Origin of the sequence: Actinomadura sp., assembly GCF_044508335.1 — a bacterium.
GTDB lineage: Bacteria > Actinomycetota > Actinomycetes > Streptosporangiales > Streptosporangiaceae > Spirillospora.
Genome location: NZ_JBIQHY010000082.1, coordinates 14,497 through 32,073 on the forward strand (window position 1 = coordinate 14,497; position 17,577 = coordinate 32,073).

Genomic DNA, 17,577 nt, shown 5'->3' on the forward strand with positions numbered 1-17,577 from the left:
GAACCGTCGTCAGGAGGCCCGATGGCAGCGGCGAAGAGCGGCAAGCGTCCGAAGACAGCGCAGGAGGCCGTCTTCGCCGAGATCCGCAGAGCCATCCTGGCCGGGAGGTTCTCCCCGGGCGCACAGATACTCCCCGACCAGCTGGCCGCCGAGTACGGGGTGAGCCGGGTACCGGTGCGCGACGCCCTGCGCCTCCTGGAGAGCGAAGGACTGGTCAGCTACGCGGCCTACCACGGCTACCAGGTCACCCAGCTGACCGAGGAGGAGCTCCTGGAACTCCAGCGGCTCCGCGAGATCCTCGAAGACGAGGCGGTGCGCGCCGGCGCACCGAAGATCACCGATCAGGTGGTCGCGGAGATGAGCGACGCGCTCGCCGAGATGAACCGGCACGAGCGGGCCGACGACCTGGCGTCCTGGGGCCAGGCGCACCGCCGGTTCCACTTCTCGCTGTACGGGGCCGCGGAGATGCCGAGCCTGACCCGGATACTCCGCCAGGCATGGGACGCCTCGGATCTCTACCGGTCCCGCTACCTGCGCACCCGGCCGGGCCGGCGCGGCATGAGCGCCGGGCACGATCCGATCCTCGCGGCCGCCCGGGCCAGGGACACCGACACCCTGCTCAGCCTGCTGGCGCAGCATCGCGGGACCATCGTCGACTGGCTCCGGCAGGCCGCGAGCGACGGTCCCCGGGTCGCGGGGACGGCGGGCGGCGACTAACCGCGGCGGACGGTGGCGGGGTCGCGCGCGGGAGGGGTCTGCTCGCTGCGTCCGTCCACCAGCGGCTCGCCGTCGACGAGCACGACCGAGATCCCGGGCAGGTCGCCGAGGGCGAACGACTCCAGCCCGTCGCGCGCCGCCGAGCCCCGGATGGGACCGAGCACCACCAGGTCCGCCGGCCGGCCGGGCGCGAGCACCCCGCCCGCGATCCGGTGCAGCCGCGCCGTGTTCCCGGTCGCCGCGGCCACCGCGTCCTCCGGCGCCAGCCCGCACATGCTCGCCAGGTAGCAGATGTTGCGCAGCATCCCGCGCGGGATGACCCCGGTTCCGCCGGGGGTGTCGGTGCCCAGCGTCAGCCGGTCCAGGGCGCCGGTGGCGACGAGGTGGTCGACGGTCACCTTCGTGGAGCGGTAGTTCATCGAGCTGCACACCTCGATGGCGGCTTCGGGGAGGTCGTCGATGACGCCGCGGATCTCCTCGTCGGGCATCGGGATCGGCCCCCCGGAGATGTGCGCGACGACGTCCGGCCGTACGGCGGTCACCAGCTCGTGTCCGGCGATCCGGCTGGAACCCGACCGGGACACGCCGCCGGAATGCATCTTCACGACCATGCCGCGCTCGTGCGCCCAGGTCACGTAGTCGGCGGCTTCGCCGTCCTCAAGCCTGGACCAGTCGTAGAAGATGAACTTCAGGTGCCGGATGCCGGCCTCGGCCATCCGGTCGAAGTCGCCCTCCCGCAGGCCCGGCACCAGCAGCACCGTCCCGGCGTCCACCTTGACCCCCGACGGCCGGAAGGTGCCGATCGTCCGGCGGGACAGCGTGGCCAGGCCGAGCACCAGTTCGGGCGACAGCTCCTCGAACGGCAGCCCGGGTACGTGGAGCTCACCGGCGGACACCATCGTGGTGGTGCCGCCCTGCAGGTAGTTGCGGACCCAGCCGGTGGAGTTCTGCGCCGGGGTCCACTCGCCGGCCGTCGGGTGCACGTGCCCGTCGACGAGGCCCGGAATCACCGTCTGCCCGTTGGCGTCGACGACGGTGCCGGGACGGGGGTGGTCCTCGCCGATCGCGACCACCACGCCGTCCTCGATCAATACCGAGGTGTCGTGCACGGACGGGGCGTTCGCCTCACCGGTGACCAGCGTCCCGATGTTGGTCACCAGCGTCACCGACGATGCCTTCGCCATGGTTCCTCCGTTCGACCGTTGAGTGGAGAATGTATACGTGATACAACGTTGATCGGAAGACCCCCTGGCGCAAGGAGGGCGAATGGCGGTCCGGGTTCGGCAGCTGATCACCGGTCGTTGGCGCGACGGCGCCGGGCCGCGGTCCGAGTCGCGCAACCCCGCGCGGCCGGGGGAGGTCGTCGCCGAGCTGGCGGTCGCCACCGGAGCCGACCTCGACGAGGCGGTGGCGGCGGCGTCGGCGGCCGCGGACGAGTGGCGGCGGACCCCCATGCACGAGCGGGCCGGAGTGCTGGACGCGGCAGCCCGGATCCTGGACGAGCGGGCCGAGCAGTACGGCGCGGAGCTGACGCGGGAGGAGGGCAAGACCCTCGCGGAAGGGGTCGGCGAGATCCGGCGGGCGGCGGAGATCTTCCGGTTCAACGCCGGTGAGGCGCACCGGGACGTCGGCGAGATCTACTCCTCGCCCCGGCGCGGCGAATCGATCATGGTGGTGCGGCGCCCGCTCGGCGTCGTCGCGGTGATCACCCCGTGGAACTTCCCGGCGGCCATCCCGGCCTGGAAGATCGCCCCGGCCCTGGTGCACGGCAACGCGGTGGTGTGGAAGCCGGCCAGCCTCGTCCCGCTGCTGGCCATGCGGCTGGCCGAGACGCTCACCGAGGCCGGCCTGCCGGACGGCGTGCTGTCCCTGCTGGTCGGGCCGGGAGCGCTGGGGACGCGGATGGTCGAGCACCCCGGTGTGGCGGCGCTCAGCTTCACCGGCTCCACCGAGGTCGGCACCCGGCTGATGGAGGTCTGCGCGCGGCTGCGCAAGCCCGTGCAGGCCGAGATGGGCGGCAAGAACGCCGCCGTGGTGCTGGCCGACGCCGACCTCGACCATGCCGCGGCCGAGGTCGTCGCCGGCGCGATGCGCTCCACCGGGCAGAAGTGCACGGCCACGTCCCGGCTGGTGGTCGACGCGGCGGTGGAGGACGCGCTGCTGGACCGGATCCGCGGGCTGGTCGAGGGCCTGCGCGTCGGCGACCCCCTGCGGCCGGACACCGATCTCGGGCCCGCGGTGTCGGCGGACGCCCGCGACGACATCCTGACCGCCGTCGAAGGCGCGGTGGCCGATGGCGCCGAGGTCATCACCGGCAGCACGCCGTACACCGACGGGGAACGCGCCGAGGGCTACTTCGTGCCGCCCACCGTCCTGCGGCTGACCGAGCCGGGCTCCTCCGTCTGGCGCGACGAGGTGTTCGGCCCCGTGCTCAGCGTCGTCCGGGCCGACGGCCGCGAGAACGCCATCCGGCTGGCCAACGACAGTGCGTTCGGCCTTTCCGGGGCGGTGTTCACCAACGACCTCGACTTCGTGCTCCGGGCGATGGAGGACTTCCACGTCGGAGTCCTGCACGTGAACTCCGAGACCGCCGGCGCGGACCCGCACGTCCCGTTCGGCGGCACGAAGGACAGCGGCTACGGCCCGAAGGAGCAGGGCCGCGCCGCGCGGGACTTCTACACCAGCACCACCACCGTGTACCTGCGTGCGGGCTGACCGTGCCCGCGCGCGGAACGACGACCACCCAGGGGGACGATTGAGCAGCACTGAGGGCTCCGCCGCCACCGTCGCGCGGCGGTACCTGGAGATGTTCGGCGAACTGGGGGTCACGCGGATCTTCGGCTTGCCGGGCGTGCACAACCTCGCCTTCTGGCGGGACTGGTCGCCCGGGATGCCGGAGATCGTCGGGGTGCGCCACGAGCAGACCACCGTCTACGCCGCGGACGGCCTGGCCCGCGCCACGGGCGGGCTCGGCGCCGCGCTGGTGACCACCGGGCCGGGCGCCGCCAACGCGGTCGGCGCCTTCGGCGAGGCCGCGGCCTGCGGGACCCCGGTCGTCCTGGTCGCCAGCGAGATCCCCAGCCCGCTGGCCCGCCCCGGGACGGTCCGCGGGGCGCTGCACGAGTCGCGCGATCAGGCGGGGCTCTTCGAACCGCTCGCCAAGGCCGTCTACCGCCCGCGGACCGCCGCGGCGGCCGTCGAGGCGCTGCGCGAGGCGGCCGCCACGGCGCTGGCCTGGCCGCGGGGGCCGGTGTACGTGGACGTCCCGACCGATGTCCTGTCGCAGCCCGCCGAGCTGCCGCCGGCGCCGCCGGCGCCGCGGCGGGCGCAGGCCGGCGCCGCGGACGTGGCACGGCTGGCCCGGCTGCTCGCCGACCGCGAGCGGGTGGTGATCTGGGCCGGCGGCGGCGTCCTGCAGTCGGGGGCGGAGCCGCAGCTGGCCCGCCTCGCCGAAAGGCTGGACGCCCCCGTGATCACCACGTACGCGGCGCGCGGGGTGCTCGGCGACCACCCGTGCGCGGTCGGGCTGCCGCCGCACGAGCCGGAGGTCGCCGAACTGGTCGCCGGCGCCGATCTGATGCTCGCGGTCGGCACCGGGTTCGACGGCATGATGACCCGCAACTGGCGGATGCCGATGCCGCCCGAGCTGGCGGTGATCAACTGCTCCGCGGCGGACCTGGACAAGAACTACCGGCCGGACCTGGCGGTGCTGGGCGACGCCGCGGGCGTCCTCTCCGCCGTCCTCGACCGGGTCCCCGCCCGGGACGCCGGCACGGGACGGTCGCTGCGGGCGGTGCGGGAGGCGGTCTGGAGCCGTCTCGCCGGCGACCCCCGCTCGGCCGACGCGGTGGCGTTCCTCCGCTCGGTCGAGGCGGCGATCACCGACGACACCGTGGTCGTGTGCGACATGGCCGTGCCCGGCTACTGGTACGGCGGCTACGGCCGGGTGGGCGGGGCCCGCCGGCTGCAGTACCCGGTCGGCTGGGGCACGCTCGGCTTCGCCCTGCCCGCGTCCCTCGGACCGGCCGCCGCCGGGCGGCAGGTGCTCACCGTCTGCGGCGACGGCGGGTTCCTGTTCGCCGCCGGGGAGCTGGCCACGATGGCGCAGTACCGGATGCCGGTGACCGTGCTCGTCGTCGACGACTCCGCGTACGGCATGCTCCGCTACGACCAGGAGGCCGCGGGCGACCCGATCCGGGGCGTCGAGCTGAACAGCCCGCGCTGGGGGGCGCTCGGAGACGCGTTCGGTATAGAGGTCAGGGAGGCGGACGGGGTCGGCGCCGAACTGGAGAAGGCGCTCCGTGACTCGCTCGCGTCGGGGCTGCCGGGCCTGGTGATCACCCGGACCGCCCTGCAGCCGCCGCGCACCACCTCGCCGCGGTGGTTCGAATGACGGGTCCGCTCGACGGGGTCGTCGTCGCCGACTTCTCCCGGGTCCTGTCCGGCCCGCTCGCCACGATGACGCTGGCGGATCTGGGCGCCGACGTGATCAAGGTGGAACGGCCGGGCGGCGGAGACGACACCCGTGCCTGGGGCCCGCCGTTCCACGGCGAGGACAGCACGTACTTCCTGTCGGTGAACCGGGGCAAGCGCAGCGTCGTGCTCGACCTGCGGGACGAACGGGGGCGCGCGGCGGCGCGGGAGCTGGCCGCCCGCGCCGACGTGCTGGTGGAGAACTTCCGGGTCGGCACCATGGACCGGCTCGGTCTCGGCTACGACGAGCTGGCCGGGCCGAACCCGGGGCTCGTGTACTGCTCCATCTCCGGTTTCGGCTCCGAGGGCGGCCGCGACCTGCCCGGGTACGACTTCATCGTGCAGGCGGTCGGCGGCCTGATGAGCATCACCGGGGAGCCCGGCGGCGAGCCGATGAAGGTCGGCGTCGCCCTGGTCGACGTCCTGGCCGGCCTGCACGCGACGATCGGCGTGCTGGCCGCGCTGCGCGCCCGCGAGCGGACCGGGCGCGGCGGCCATGTCGAGATCAACCTGCTCTCCTCGCTGCTGAGCGGCCTGGTGAACCAGGCGTCGGCCTACCTGTGCACCGGGGAGGCGCCGGCCGCGCTCGGCAACGCGCATCCGAGCATCGCGCCGTACGAGCTGCTGCACACGGCCGACCGTCCGGTCGCGGTGGGCGTGGGCACGGACGCCCAGTTCGCCGCCCTCTGCGCCGCGTTCGGGTGCCCGGAGCTCTCCGCCGACGAGCGGTTCCGCACCAACGCCGCGCGGGTGGCCAACCGCGAGGAGCTGCTCGCCGCGCTGGACCGCGTGTTCCGTCCGCTGCCCGCCCGCGAGGTCCTTCGCCGCCTGGCCGACGCCGGCATCCCCTCCGGCCCCGTGAACGGTGTCGACGAGGCCTTCGCGCTGGCCGAGCGGCTCGGCCTGCGTCCGGTCCGCGAGCTGGACGACGGCGACGGGACGGTGCCGCAGGTCGCGAGCCCGATCCGCTTGGACGGCGCCAGCCCGACCAGTGCCCGGCGGCCGCCGAGGCTCGGCGAGCACACCGAGGAAGTCCTGGACTGGCTCCGGGCGAACCAGGCATCGGGGGCGTAGCCCTGCCGCGCCACCGGCATGGGGGACAGGGCGGCCGCTCAGCTGTACGCGGGCAGGCCGGTCAGTTCCTGACCGACGATGAGCGTCTGGATCTCGTTGGTGCCTTCGTAGGTGAGGACCGATTCGAGGTTGTTCATGTGCCGGATCACCGGGTAGTCCAGCGTGACCCCGTTGGCGCCCAGGATGGTCCTCGCCTCCCTGGCGATGGCCAGGGCTTCACGCACGTTGTTCAGCTTGCCCATGCTGACCTGCTGCGGGGTGATCTCTCCGGAGTCCTTGAGCCGGCCCAGGTGGAGTGCCAGCAACAGCCCCTTGGTCAGCTCCAGTTGCATGTCCACGAGCTTGCGCTGGGTGAGCTGGAATCCCGCGATCGGCCGGCCGAACTGCTCCCGGGTCAGGGCGTACTCTCTGGCCGCGTCGAAGCATGCCCGGGCGGCGCCCAGCACGCCCCACAGAATGCCGTAGCGGGCCTCGTTCAGGCAGCTGAGCGGCCCGCGCAGACCGGTGGCGCCCGGCAGGAGGCTCGCGGCCGGCACCCGGCAGTCCTCGAACACCAGCTCGGAGGTGACCGACGCGCGCAGGGACAGTTTCCTCGTCACGTCGCGGACGGTGAACCCCGGCGTGTCGCGCGGGACGAGGAAGCCGCGGACGCCCTCGTCGGTGCGGGCCCACACCACGGCGACGTCGGCGATGCCGCCGTTCGTTATCCACATCTTGGTGCCGTTGAGCACCCAGCCCCCGTCCGACGCGGTCGCCCTGGTGCGCATGCCGGCCGGGTCGCTGCCGTGGTCGGGTTCGGTGAGCCCGAAGCAGCCGACCACCTCCCCGGCGGCCATCTTCGGCAGCCACCGGTTCTTCTGCTCTTCGGTGCCGAACCTGTGGATCGCGGTCATCGCCAGAGAACCCTGGACCGAGACCAGGCTGCGCAGCCCGCTGTCCACGGCCTCAAGCTCCATGCAGGCCAGGCCGTACTCGACCGCGGTCATCCCGGCGCAGCCGTAGCCCTGCAGGTGCATGCCGAACAGGCCCATCGCCCCGCATTCGGTGGCGAGCTCGCGCGGCAGGATCCCCCGCTCGAACCAGTCGGGCACCCGGGGGAGCACCTTGTCCGTGGCGAACCGGCGTACAGCGTCGCGCACCGTCCGTTCGTCGTCGGTGAGGAGCTTGTCCAGATCGAACAGGGCGCGTGGACCCGGAGCCATGGGTGCTTCCCTTCCGAGGCGGCTTATCCTACATTGTATACAGTACTCATAATACAGGAGTGTTGCCGTGTTCAGTAAAGGTGTCGGGCTCTTCCCCACGGAGCCGGTGGGTGCCATCCGCGACCACACGCTGCTCGCCGAGAGCCTCGGCTACGACAACGTCTGGTTCGGCGACTCGCAGAACATCTGGCGCGAGTCCTCCGTCACGATGGGCGCGGCCGCGGTCGGAACCGAACGGGTCGTGCTGGGCACCGGGGTGACCAACGCGGTCACCCGGCACCGGTCTCTGCTGGCCTCGACATGGGCCAGCCTCGCCGAGTTCACCGGCGGCCGAGTGGCCCTCGGCATCGGTACCGGCGATTCCTCCCTGCGGACCATGGGGCTCAAGCCGCTCACGCTCGCCGAACTGGAGCAGGCGGTCGCGGAACTGCGCTCCCTGCTGCGCGGCGAGGCGGTCCGGGAGCCCGACAGCGGCGCCGAATACCATCTCGCCTACCTCGCCGAGCCGGTCGACGTCCCGGTCTACATCGCGGCGTCGGCGCCGAAGATCCTGCGGCTGGCCGGCCGGATCGCCGACGGCGTCATCGTCCTGGTCGGCACCGCCCGCGAGTTCATCACCGCGGCACTGGACACCATCGAGCAGGGCGCCCGCGAGTCCGGCCGCAGCCTGTCGGACCTGCACATCGTGCTGTGGACGCCGACCGCCATCGACGAGGACCCGGTGCGCGCCCGCGACCTGGCCAGGGCGCACGTCGCCCGGGTGTGCATCCGGCCGCTCCCCGCGGCGGTCGACCCGTCACTGCAGGCCGCCATCGACCGCATCCGGGACGGCTACGACTACTACCACCACATGGACACCGAGGCGAGCCACGCCGACATCGTCCCGGACGAACTCGTCGACCTCTTCGCTCTCGCCGGCTCCCCGGACCAATGCCGCGACCGGCTCGCCGAAATGGCCGAGCTGAAGATCGACCAAGTGTCGATCGTCCCGTTCGTCCGCCCCGGCGAGACCCGGGCCACCCCCATCCGCACGTTCGCCGAAATAGCCGCCCAGTTGTAGCCCGCCCCGGCGTTCCCACTCCGTGCCAGTGGCTGTCCCGTAATGGCGGGCTGGTCGTGCCCGTGATGGCGGGATGGTCGTCGCGGTCGGGCGTCCGGTGCCTGGAAACCACGATGCCCGCGTCGCCCACAGTGGACCGGGCGCCGATACTGCATGCCCATGTGCGCATGTGATGAGCGATGGCTGCTATTAAGGAAGCGGCAGATCATCATGCCCTCTGCGAGTTAGAACTCATCGAGTTCCAAGGCGGCTGGGAAAACGTCATGGACGCAATGCTGCCGGCGCCGGAAACGCATTCGTATCCGCTCAGTTGAATCGCCCCGGTCGAAATGGCGTCCCGGGTCGGTGTGCGTCGGCGGCCATGGGACGGCTGCGATCGCCGAGCGGCTCGGCCGACCCGCATCCGGGCGGTGACGAGGCAGAAGGAACGAACGGGCGGGAACTGGAAGCCGCACTGGTGGCCGGGGCGCCGGCGGAGGCCCGGCACCCGGACACCGCCTCCAGATCATCCTCGTGACGGGCCGACCCCCGCCGCCGACCCGGACCCGGCTGCTCGGCACGGCCGGGTGAGAACGCGCCGGGAGGACGGCGGACGGCTTTGTATCACCCCGAAAAGCCCCTTCAGATCGCCGCCATTCTTTGGAGGCGTCAAAACACGTGGAACCCGTGAATGCGGGTTTTGCGCTCTTTCTGATCGGCTGCCGTTCCGGGGAGATTGAAACACAGGACGCCCGTCGGGAAAGGCGGGGCAAGACCCCGCGACCAGTCGCCAGGATCTGTCCGTCTTTCAGGAACGGCTCGACTATTTCCGTCCGTCCGCTGCATGACCGCCGCGCGGCGGAGGAATTTGCACGGCAGGAGTTCACACGAGGAGATCATTGGCATGTCTTTCGCCGCTTCGCCCACCGAGTCTTCGCATACCAATTCATCGGTGTACGACGTTGCCGTCGTCGGGCTGGGCTATGTCGGGCTGCCGACCGCGCTCGCCTTCCACGCCGCCGGGCTGCGGGTGCTCGGCGTCGACCTGGATCCGGGCCGGCTGGAGGCCGTCCGGACGGGCCGCGTCGACCTGCTGGACAGCGACCGCGAGAGGCTGCGGGAGGCCGGAGAGCGATTCACCGTCACCGCCGAGCCCGCCGGCACGGCCCGGGCGGACGCGGTGATCATCTGTGTGCCGACGCCGGTGAGCCGGCATCTCGTCCCGGACCTCGGGGCGCTGACCGGCGCGTGCGGCGCGGCCGCCGAGCACGCCCGGCCCGGGCAGACGATCGTGCTGACCTCGACCAGCTACGTGGGGTCGACGAAGGAACTGCTCGCGCGGCCGCTGACCGCGCGGGGGCTGCGGGTGGGGACGGACGTGTTCGTCGCCTTCAGCCCGGAGCGGATCGACCCGGGCAACGACCGGCACGCGCACGAGGACGTGCCGCGGGTGGTCGGGGGCGTGACGCCGCGGTGCGCCGCGCGGGCCGCGGCGCTGCTCGGCCGGTGCACCGGCGAGCTGCACACGGTGTCGTCGGCGGAGGCGGCCGAGATGACCAAGCTGCTGGAGAACACGTTCCGGGCCGTGAACATCGCGCTCGTCAACGAGTTCGCGGATGCGAGCCGGCTGCTGGAGCTGGACGTCATGGAGGTCATCGAGGCGGCGGCGACGAAGCCGTACGGGTACCTGCCGTTCTTCCCCGGTCCGGGGGCGGGCGGGCACTGCATCCCGTGCGACCCGCACTACCTGCTGTGGCAGCTGAAGCGGGACCGGCTGCACACCCCGCTGGTGTCGGCCGCGATGGACGCCATCGCGATGCGTCCGGGACGGGTGGTGGAGCGGGCCCGGCAGGTGCTGTCGGACCAGGGGCGCGGCCTGGCGGGCTCGGACGTGCTCGTCCTCGGCGTCGCCTACAAGCCGGAGGTCGAGGACCTGCGCGAGTCGCCCGCCCTGGAGATCATCGACCGGCTGCTCGCGGCGGGGGCGCGGGTCGCGTACCACGATCCGCTGGTGCCCGAGCTGGTCACCGGCGGGGGGACTAAGCTGGCGAGCGTCGATCCGGGCCCGGCGGACCTGGTGATCGCCCACACTCCGCACCAGTCCCTCGACCTGGGCTGGCTGCACGAGGACCAGCTGCTGCTGGACGCGACGTACCGCTTCCCCGGCGTCGCCCGGCGCGTGGCGCTGTGACCCGCCGCCGGCCGCGGATCCCCTTCGGCGGCCTGCCCTGGACGGCGCGGCTGGTGTCGCTCGGGGCGCTGGCCTGGGTCGGCGTGATCTGCGGCATGATCGTCTGGCATGTCAGCGTGAAGGTCGCGTACCTGCGCGGCAACCTGCTGCTGTCCGCGTACACGGTGCTGGTCAGCAGCTACGTGATCAGCAGGTTCGCGCTCGCGGCGTTCTACCGTCCGCCCCGCGACGCGGGCATCGTCCCGTCCGTCGCGATCGTGGTCCCCGCCTACAACGAAGGCGAGGCCGTCGCACGGACGATCCACTCCTGCATCGGGCTGGAGTATCCGGACGACAAGCTGGAGATCGTCGTGGTGAACGACGGGTCCACCGACGACACCTGGGAGCACATGCGGAAGGCCGCCGCGCGGTATCCGAAGGGGCGGGTGCGGTGCGTCGACCTCGGCGGCAACAAGGGCAAGCGCGCGGCGATGGCGGCCGGGATCCGGGCGACGTCGGCGGAGATCCTGGTGTTCGTCGACTCCGACTCGATGCCCGCGCCGGGCTCGGTCCGGCTGCTGGTGCAGGGGTTCGCGGACGAGAAGGTCGGTGCGATCTCCGGGCTCACCCACGTCCGCAACGCGGACGAGAACGTGCTGACCAGGATGCAGGCCGCGCGCTACTACGTGTCGTTCCAGCTGCTCAAGAGCGCCGAGTCGGTGCTGGGCGCGGTCACCTGCTGCTCCGGCTGTTTCGCGGCGTACCGGCGGGCGGCGATCGCGCCGCTGCTCGACGCCTGGGAGCACCAGCGGTTCCTGGGCGTCGAATGCACCTACGGCGACGACAGGGCGCTCACCAACCGGGTCATCAAGGCGGGCTGGACGACCCGCTACGACGCCCGCGCGCAGGCGTGGACGGACGCGCCCGACCGGTACCGCAAGTTCTTCCGGCAGCAGCTGCGCTGGAAGAAGTCGTGGAGCCGGGAGGGGCCGCTGCTGCTGGCGCACGTGTGGCGGAGCCGGACGCGGGCCCTGCCGTCGATCGCCGTGCAGACGATCGCCGGGCTGCTCAGCCCGCTCGTGGTGCTGTACAGCCTGGTGACGCCGATCGCCGGCGGCCGCTTCCCGATGATCTACTTCCTCGGCCTGTACCTGGTCTCGATGGGGTACGCGCTGACCTACCGGATGCTCCGCGACGACGGAATGTGGATCTACGCGTTCGCCGGGACGTTCTTCTACGTCGCGTTCTCGCCGCAGCTGCTGTGGGCGATCGCGCGGATCCGGGACGGGAAGTGGGGGACGCGGGACGCGCCGGCGTCCGCGCCGCCGTTCGCGCAGCGCCCGGTGCAGGTCCACGGCGCGGCGGTGAACGATGGTTGAGCGGGCGGAGCCCGCGCCGTGGGACCGGCCGGCGCCCGGCAGGTCCACCCGGCTGTTCCGCGCGTTCACCGGCCTGGCGTTCTTGTGCGCGCTCGGTCTCGCGCTGGTCACGTGGGTGACGCTGAGCCGCCCCTTCGACCCGGGGCAGCGGTCCGCGCCGGCCGTCCGGCCGGACCCGGCGGCGGTGCGGGCCGCTGCCGCGCTGCCCCGCTATCCGGGGTCGGTGCTCGTCCTGACCTATCACGGGGTTTCCGACACCGACCGTGCCGGCAGCACGCTGTCGCGCGAGCTGTTCGGCCGGCACATGGCGGTGCTGGCGGCGGCCGGGTACCGGACGGTCCGGCTGCGGGACGTGGAGGACCTGCTCGCCCGGCGGCCGGTCCGCCTGCCGCCGCGCGCGATGCTGATCACCTTCGACGACGGGCAGCTCACCGACTGGACGACCGCCGACCCGGTCCTGAAGGAGCACGGTTTCACCGCGGTCGGCTTCCTGGCGACCGGGAAGATCGTCCAGCCGGGAACGCCGTCCTACTACCTGTCGACCAGGCAGGTCGAGGACCTCGCCGCGACCGGGCGCTGGGAGTTCGGGTCGCACGGCGACGGGCCGCACGACCTCGTCCCGGTCCCCGGCGACGTCGCCGCGCCGATGCCGAACCTGATCCTCGTGGACGGAAAGCGGGAGACGATCGGGCATTGGCGCGCCCGCGTCCGCCGCGATCTGGCGCGCAGCCAGCGGTTCTTCCGCGAGACGCTCGGGCACCCGGTGAGGGCGTTCTCCTACCCGTTCGGCAAGGCGGGGGATTCCGGCAACGACCCGCGGATCGCGAAGGAACTCCCCGCGCTGCTGCGGCGGGCCGGGTTCGGCGAGGCGTTCGTGGGCGAGGACGTCCCGACCGGTCATGTGGACGCGCTGACGGCGGGCTCACCGCGCTGGGCGCTCGACCGGATCGGCGTCCGCTCCACCACGTCGGTGGCCGACCTGCTGGAGATGATCCGCGCCGCCGTCCCCATGCCGCTGCCGCGGGACCTGTCGGCGCTGCCGTGGACGGGCGACCACGCGGCGTGCCGGCGCGACGCGTCCGATCTGCGGGTCACCGCCGGCGGCTACGGGAGCTGCCTGCTGCGCGGCGTCAACACCAGCAAGTGGACGGACTACCGGATGACCGCGTCGGTCTCCGGGATCGACCCGCGGACCAGCGCGGTGATCGCCGTCCGGGACGGCGCCGGCACCCGCCACCGCGGCCGCGTCGAGGTCGTCGTCGGCGCGGCGTCCGCCCTGGTCAGAGAGCGCGACGGGGAGCGCCGCCCGACCGTGCTCGGCCGGACGCCGATCGCGCCGGTCGCGGGGGCGCGGGGCGTCCGGATCGAGGTGCGCGGGATCCGGCTCACCGTCTCGGTGGCCGGCGGAAGGCCGCTGCGCGCCGCGATCGACCCGCGGCTCGGCGAGGGCGGGCTGACGTTCGAGATCGCCGCGCGCGAGCGGCACACGCTGACCTACCGCAAACCGACGCTCCACCCGCTCCGCGCGGGCTGACCGAACCATGGGAGACCCACGATGCATCCACGAATCTGGCTTCACCTCCTCGCCGCGGCGCTGGTCACCGCGTTCGTCCTCGTCCCGGCGCCCGCGCGGGCCGCGACCGGCACGATCGTGTCACTGACCTTCGACGACGGGGTGCAGGACCAGTACCACAACGCCCGTCCGGCACTCGCGAGCCACGGAATGCAGGGGACGTTCTTCATCAACAGCGCGCGTGTCGGTGCGCCCGGCTACATGACGCAGGCGCAGCTCGCGTCGCTGGAGGCCGCCGGGAACGAGATCGGCGGGCACACCATCACGCACGCCGACCTGCCCGCGCTGCCGGCCGCCGAGCAGCGGCGGCAGATCTGCGGCGACCGCGCCGCGCTCCTGAACATGGGCTTCACCGTCAAGAACTTCGCCTACCCGTACGGCAACGCCGACGGGGCGGTCGAGCAGGCGGTGCGCGACTGCGGCTACAACAGCGCCCGGACGGTCGGCGGGGTCGTCTCGCCGGGCGGCTGCCAGGGATGCGGCTACGCCGAGACGGTCCCGCCCGCCGACGCCTACTTCACCCAGACCCCCGACTCGGTCAAGACCGGCACCACGCTCGCCCAGCTCAAGAACACCGTCACGCAGGCGGAGGCGCACGGCGGCGGATGGGTGCAACTCGTCATCCACCACGTCTGCGACGGCTGCGACGACACCTACGCCACGAGCCCGTCCACCCTCTCGGCGTTCCTCGACTGGCTGGCGCCGAGGGCGGCGAACGGCACCACGGTGAAGACGGTCGACCAGGTCGTCGGCGGGAGCACGCAGCCGCCGGTGGACGGGCCGCCCTCGCCGGCGAGCGTCCAGAACCCGTCGCTGGAGAACGCGACCGGCGACGTCCCCGACTGCTTCCAGCTCGGCGGGTACGGGACCAACACCTACGCCTGGTCGCGGACGAACGACTCCCATACCGGGCAGTACGCCGAGCGGGTCACCGTCACCGCACGCACCGACGGCGACCGGAAACTCGTCACGAGGCAGGACGCCGGCACCTGCGCACCCGCCGCGACACCGGGTCACAGCTACCGGCTCGGGGTCTGGTACAAGGGCACGTGGTCGTCTGAGGTGCGCACCAAGATGAGCATCTACTACCGCAGCGCCACCGGAGTATGGACGTTCTGGACGAACGGTCCCGCCCTTGAGCAGACGGGCACCTGGCGGCAGACGGTCGTCACGACCCCCGCCGTGCCCGAGGGCGCCACCAACATCAGCTTCGGCGTCGCGCTGGCCGGCGTCGGCGCCCTCACCGTCGACGACTTCTCCGTCCTGGACGAGGGCTGATGAGGAAAGGGAGGACACCGGCGGGACCCGCGCGTCCCGCCGGCGACGGGCGGAGGCCGCGCCGGCAGGTGCGCCGCCACCTGACCGAACTGGCCTTTGGGGTCCTCGCGCTCGCCGCGGTCACGCCGCTCGCGCGGGACTCGCTGTCCCCGCACCGGGCCGGCGCCGACGCCGAACGCGCCGAGACCGTCGTCACCCGCGCGATGCTCCGGGACGCCGGCACCGCCAACGTGTGCAGGCGCGGACGGGTCGCACTCACCTTCGACGACGGCCCCGACGTCTACACGCCGCAGGTCCTGCAGGTGCTGCGCGCCTACAACGTCCGCGCCGTCTTCTACATGATGGGCAGGAAGGCCGCCGCCCGCCCGGACCTGGTCCGGGCGGTCGTCGCCGGCGGGCATCTCGCCGAGAACCACAGCTGGGACCATCCGCACATGGCCGACCTCGACGCCGCCGCCGTCCGCCGGCAGCTCGCCGACACCGACGCCGCCATCACACGCGCGGGCGCACCGCGCCCCACCCTGTTCCGGCCGCCGTTCGGCAGCACCGACGCCACCGTGGAAGGCCAGGCCCGCGCACTCGGGCTGCGGACCGTCCGCTGGTCGGTCGACACCAACGACTGGCGGGGGCGTCGGCCCGCCGACATCGCCGCCACCGTCCTGGACGAGGCGGTGCCCGGCTCGGTCGTGCTGATGCACGACGGCGTCGCCAACTCCGCCGCCACCATCCGGGCCCTGCCGGCGATCATCACCGGGCTCCGCGCACGCGGCCTCTGCACGGCGCTCGAGGCGGGGTAGCGGATGCGCGCACGGCGATCCGTCGTCGCGGGAGCGCTGGCCGCCGCCGCGCTCCCGCCGCTGGCCTGGTCGGTGACCGGCGGCGCCGGCTCGGGCGGCGGGGACTTCGCGCCCGCGACCTCCGGTCCCGACCGGCTGGTCACCAACGAGTTCGCGCACTGGAATCCCCGTGCCTCCGGCGCGCGCCGGTCCCCGGACTGGGACGTGACCAGCGGGTCCCTCTTCGTCCGGGACGGCGCCGGCTGGTCGGGACCGCCCGACCGGGCCGCTCCGGACGCCCGGTCCTCGGCCGGCACCGGGTCGAGCGTGTTCCGGATGAACACCCGCCGCACCGACTTCGGGGACGTCCAGGTCACGCTGGGGATTCGCACCCTGCGGTTCGTGGACGGCGGCGGACGCGCACCGACCAGGCCCACCGACGGCGTCCACCTGATGCTGCGCCGCCAGGACCAGACCGAGCTCTACGTCGCCTCCCTGAACCGGCGGGACGGCCTGCTGGTGGTCAAGAAGAAGCTGACCGGGGGCACCGAGAACGGCGGGACCTACGTCACGCTCGGCCAGGTCCAGAACCGCTTCCGGTTCGGTATGTGGCAGTCGTTCGACGTGCGGATCACCTCCGGCGGACGTGCACGGGTCACCATCACCGTCTTCCGGGACGGCCGCCGGCTGCTGGAGGCCGTGGACGACGGCGCGCACGGCCCCCCGATCGCCCGCCCCGGTTCGATCGGCCTGCGCGCCGACAACTGCGAGTTCGAGTTCCAGGCCCTGCGCGCCCACCCGTTGCCCTGACGGCGCGGTGTCCTCACTCCTCGGCCGGTGGACTGGCCGGTTCCGGCGGAGGCCCGGTCGAGGAGGGAGACGCGGAAGGAGTCTCCGGCGGCGAGGGCCGAGCGGGCGGTGAGGGTGCGCCGCCGGTATCCGGGGATCCCGTGGGCGGAGCCGCCGACCAGCGCGGTGCGGGTGTCCGGATCGATGCGGACGGCCGGCCCGCCCGCCGTGTCGGCGCCGCCCGGCGGGACGGCCGGGGAGTCCCGGGCTCGCCCGCGGAGGGCGGGGGCTTGCGCGGGACGGCGCGCTCCAGGTGGTCGTGCCCCCATGACGGGCCGCTCACGGCCGGGGCGGGCCTGGTATCGGCGGGGACGTGGCCGGGAGCCAGCGCCACGCACGCGACGATGGCTGCGGGGACCGTGGTCGCGAGCGCGCTCCTGGCGCCGCTCGCGCCCAGCGCGTACAAGAGCGGCGGCGCCGTCAGCAGCAGGTACGGACCAGGCCGCCGGACTCTCGCCTCGGACCACAGCAACCGGGCCGCGCGCGCCAGCTGCCGGTGCGCCAGGTCGGTGTTGAGCACGATGGCCTCACGTCCGCCCTGCTTCCCCAGGTAGCCCAGCAGGCAGGCGGGCATCGAGGCGCGGGCGAACGGCCCGATCCGGCCGCGGACCGGCGCGGCGGTCAGCAGGTACCGCCACACACGTCCGGCGGCCTCCGCGTCCAGCGGGTCGGCGCCCGGTGCCGGCCCGGCGACCAGGATCAGCGTCGGGGCGGGGCCGTCCTCCGTCGCGGGCACTGACAGGCAGGTCCAGCCGCAGGCATTCTGAAAGGCGCGTTCCAGCTCCGCGGGCGGATTCCATAACCGCGTCACGACCAGTTCGCTGCGCAGTTTGGCATTCTCCCGGGTCAGCTGTTCGATCTGTTTCAGGAGACCATTGGTATAGGGCTCCACGATCCCTCCCCTAGGGGTTGTGTCTGCCCTCTGGTGCACACGCGTATCCCCGCCGTTATACACGATTATTCCCTTGCGGCCACGTTCGGCCGTTCATCTGGTATCGAGGAGGCTGTGATCCCGTTCCGCGGTGACCGCACCGGGTTCCGTTGCCG

Annotated in this window: 15 protein-coding genes; 12 read left to right on the forward strand and 3 right to left on the reverse strand. The window is 72.9% G+C overall.

The features are described from left to right. Positions 1–21 precede the first annotated feature (21 nt). Positions 22–717, forward strand: coding sequence for a GntR family transcriptional regulator (locus tag ACIWVC_RS24135; protein WP_396448833.1), 696 nt, complete (start codon positions 22–24; stop codon positions 715–717). On the opposite strand, the gene ACIWVC_RS24140 is transcribed toward ACIWVC_RS24135, so the two are convergent. Continuing rightward, on the reverse strand, positions 714–1,901 hold the full coding sequence (locus ACIWVC_RS24140; RefSeq protein WP_396448834.1) for an amidohydrolase family protein: 1,188 nt from the start codon (positions 1,899–1,901) through the stop codon (positions 714–716). The two genes, ACIWVC_RS24135 and ACIWVC_RS24140, sit on opposite strands and share 4 nt — an antisense overlap. Before the next feature lie 82 nt (positions 1,902–1,983). On the opposite strand from ACIWVC_RS24140, the gene ACIWVC_RS24145 reads away from it, so the two are divergent. From ACIWVC_RS24145 to ACIWVC_RS24155, 3 genes are read left to right on the forward strand one after another with little or no spacing between them, the layout of a single operon-like run. Further along, positions 1,984–3,432 carry an aldehyde dehydrogenase family protein gene (locus tag ACIWVC_RS24145; protein WP_396448835.1) on the forward strand — a complete coding sequence of 483 codons (1,449 nt, stop codon included), beginning with the start codon at positions 1,984–1,986 and terminating at the stop codon, positions 3,430–3,432. A 40-nt stretch (positions 3,433–3,472) separates the two neighbouring features. Next, on the forward strand, positions 3,473–5,110 hold the full coding sequence (locus ACIWVC_RS24150; protein WP_396448836.1) for a thiamine pyrophosphate-binding protein: 1,638 nt from the start codon (positions 3,473–3,475) through the stop codon (positions 5,108–5,110). Continuing rightward, entirely contained in the window at positions 5,107–6,264 is a 1,158-nt protein-coding gene (locus tag ACIWVC_RS24155) for a CaiB/BaiF CoA transferase family protein (RefSeq protein WP_396448837.1), read from the forward strand. The genes ACIWVC_RS24150 and ACIWVC_RS24155 overlap by 4 nt, the downstream gene beginning before the upstream one ends. Before the next feature lie 38 nt (positions 6,265–6,302). On the opposite strand, the gene ACIWVC_RS24160 is transcribed toward ACIWVC_RS24155, so the two are convergent. Next, positions 6,303–7,466 carry an acyl-CoA dehydrogenase family protein gene (locus ACIWVC_RS24160; protein WP_396448838.1) on the reverse strand — a complete coding sequence of 388 codons (1,164 nt, stop codon included), beginning with the start codon at positions 7,464–7,466 and terminating at the stop codon, positions 6,303–6,305. Between the two features lie 67 nt (positions 7,467–7,533). Here ACIWVC_RS24160 and ACIWVC_RS24165 point away from each other — a divergent pair, with 67 nt between their 5' ends. The 8 genes from ACIWVC_RS24165 to ACIWVC_RS24200 all read left to right on the forward strand — a co-directional run bounded on the left by ACIWVC_RS24165 (position 7,534) and on the right by ACIWVC_RS24200 (position 16,491). Then, the gene (locus ACIWVC_RS24165) at positions 7,534–8,526 is read left to right on the forward strand and encodes an LLM class flavin-dependent oxidoreductase (RefSeq protein WP_396448839.1); all 993 of its coding nucleotides are present in this window, start codon (positions 7,534–7,536) and stop codon (positions 8,524–8,526) included. Between the two features lie 179 nt (positions 8,527–8,705). Then, a complete protein-coding gene (locus ACIWVC_RS24170; protein WP_396448840.1) occupies positions 8,706–8,840 on the forward strand; it encodes a hypothetical protein in 135 nt (44 codons plus the stop codon). Between the two features lie 617 nt (positions 8,841–9,457). After that, positions 9,458–10,696, forward strand: coding sequence for a nucleotide sugar dehydrogenase (locus ACIWVC_RS24175; RefSeq protein WP_396448841.1), 1,239 nt, complete (start codon positions 9,458–9,460; stop codon positions 10,694–10,696). After that, complete coding sequence (locus ACIWVC_RS24180) at positions 10,693–12,054, forward strand: glycosyltransferase (RefSeq protein WP_396448842.1); 1,362 nt, start codon at positions 10,693–10,695, stop codon at positions 12,052–12,054. The genes ACIWVC_RS24175 and ACIWVC_RS24180 overlap by 4 nt, the downstream gene beginning before the upstream one ends. Then, positions 12,047–13,588, forward strand: a complete 1,542-nt coding sequence (locus tag ACIWVC_RS24185) for a polysaccharide deacetylase family protein (RefSeq protein WP_396448843.1) — start codon at positions 12,047–12,049, stop codon at positions 13,586–13,588. The genes ACIWVC_RS24180 and ACIWVC_RS24185 overlap by 8 nt, the downstream gene beginning before the upstream one ends. Positions 13,589–13,609: 21 nt before the next feature. Continuing rightward, positions 13,610–14,905, forward strand: coding sequence for a polysaccharide deacetylase family protein (locus tag ACIWVC_RS24190; RefSeq protein WP_396448844.1), 1,296 nt, complete (start codon positions 13,610–13,612; stop codon positions 14,903–14,905). Further along, on the forward strand, positions 14,905–15,702 hold the full coding sequence (locus ACIWVC_RS24195; RefSeq protein WP_396448845.1) for a polysaccharide deacetylase family protein: 798 nt from the start codon (positions 14,905–14,907) through the stop codon (positions 15,700–15,702). Before ACIWVC_RS24190 ends, ACIWVC_RS24195 begins: the two co-directional genes overlap by 1 nt. 3 nt (positions 15,703–15,705) lie before the next feature. Further along, a complete protein-coding gene (locus tag ACIWVC_RS24200; protein ID WP_396448846.1) occupies positions 15,706–16,491 on the forward strand; it encodes a hypothetical protein in 786 nt (261 codons plus the stop codon). Positions 16,492–16,504: 13 nt separating this feature from the next. Here the strand turns inward: ACIWVC_RS24200 and ACIWVC_RS24205 are convergent, their stop codons facing one another. Further along, complete coding sequence (locus ACIWVC_RS24205; RefSeq protein WP_396454607.1) at positions 16,505–17,266, reverse strand: hypothetical protein; 762 nt, start codon at positions 17,264–17,266, stop codon at positions 16,505–16,507. Positions 17,267–17,577 lie beyond the last annotated feature (311 nt).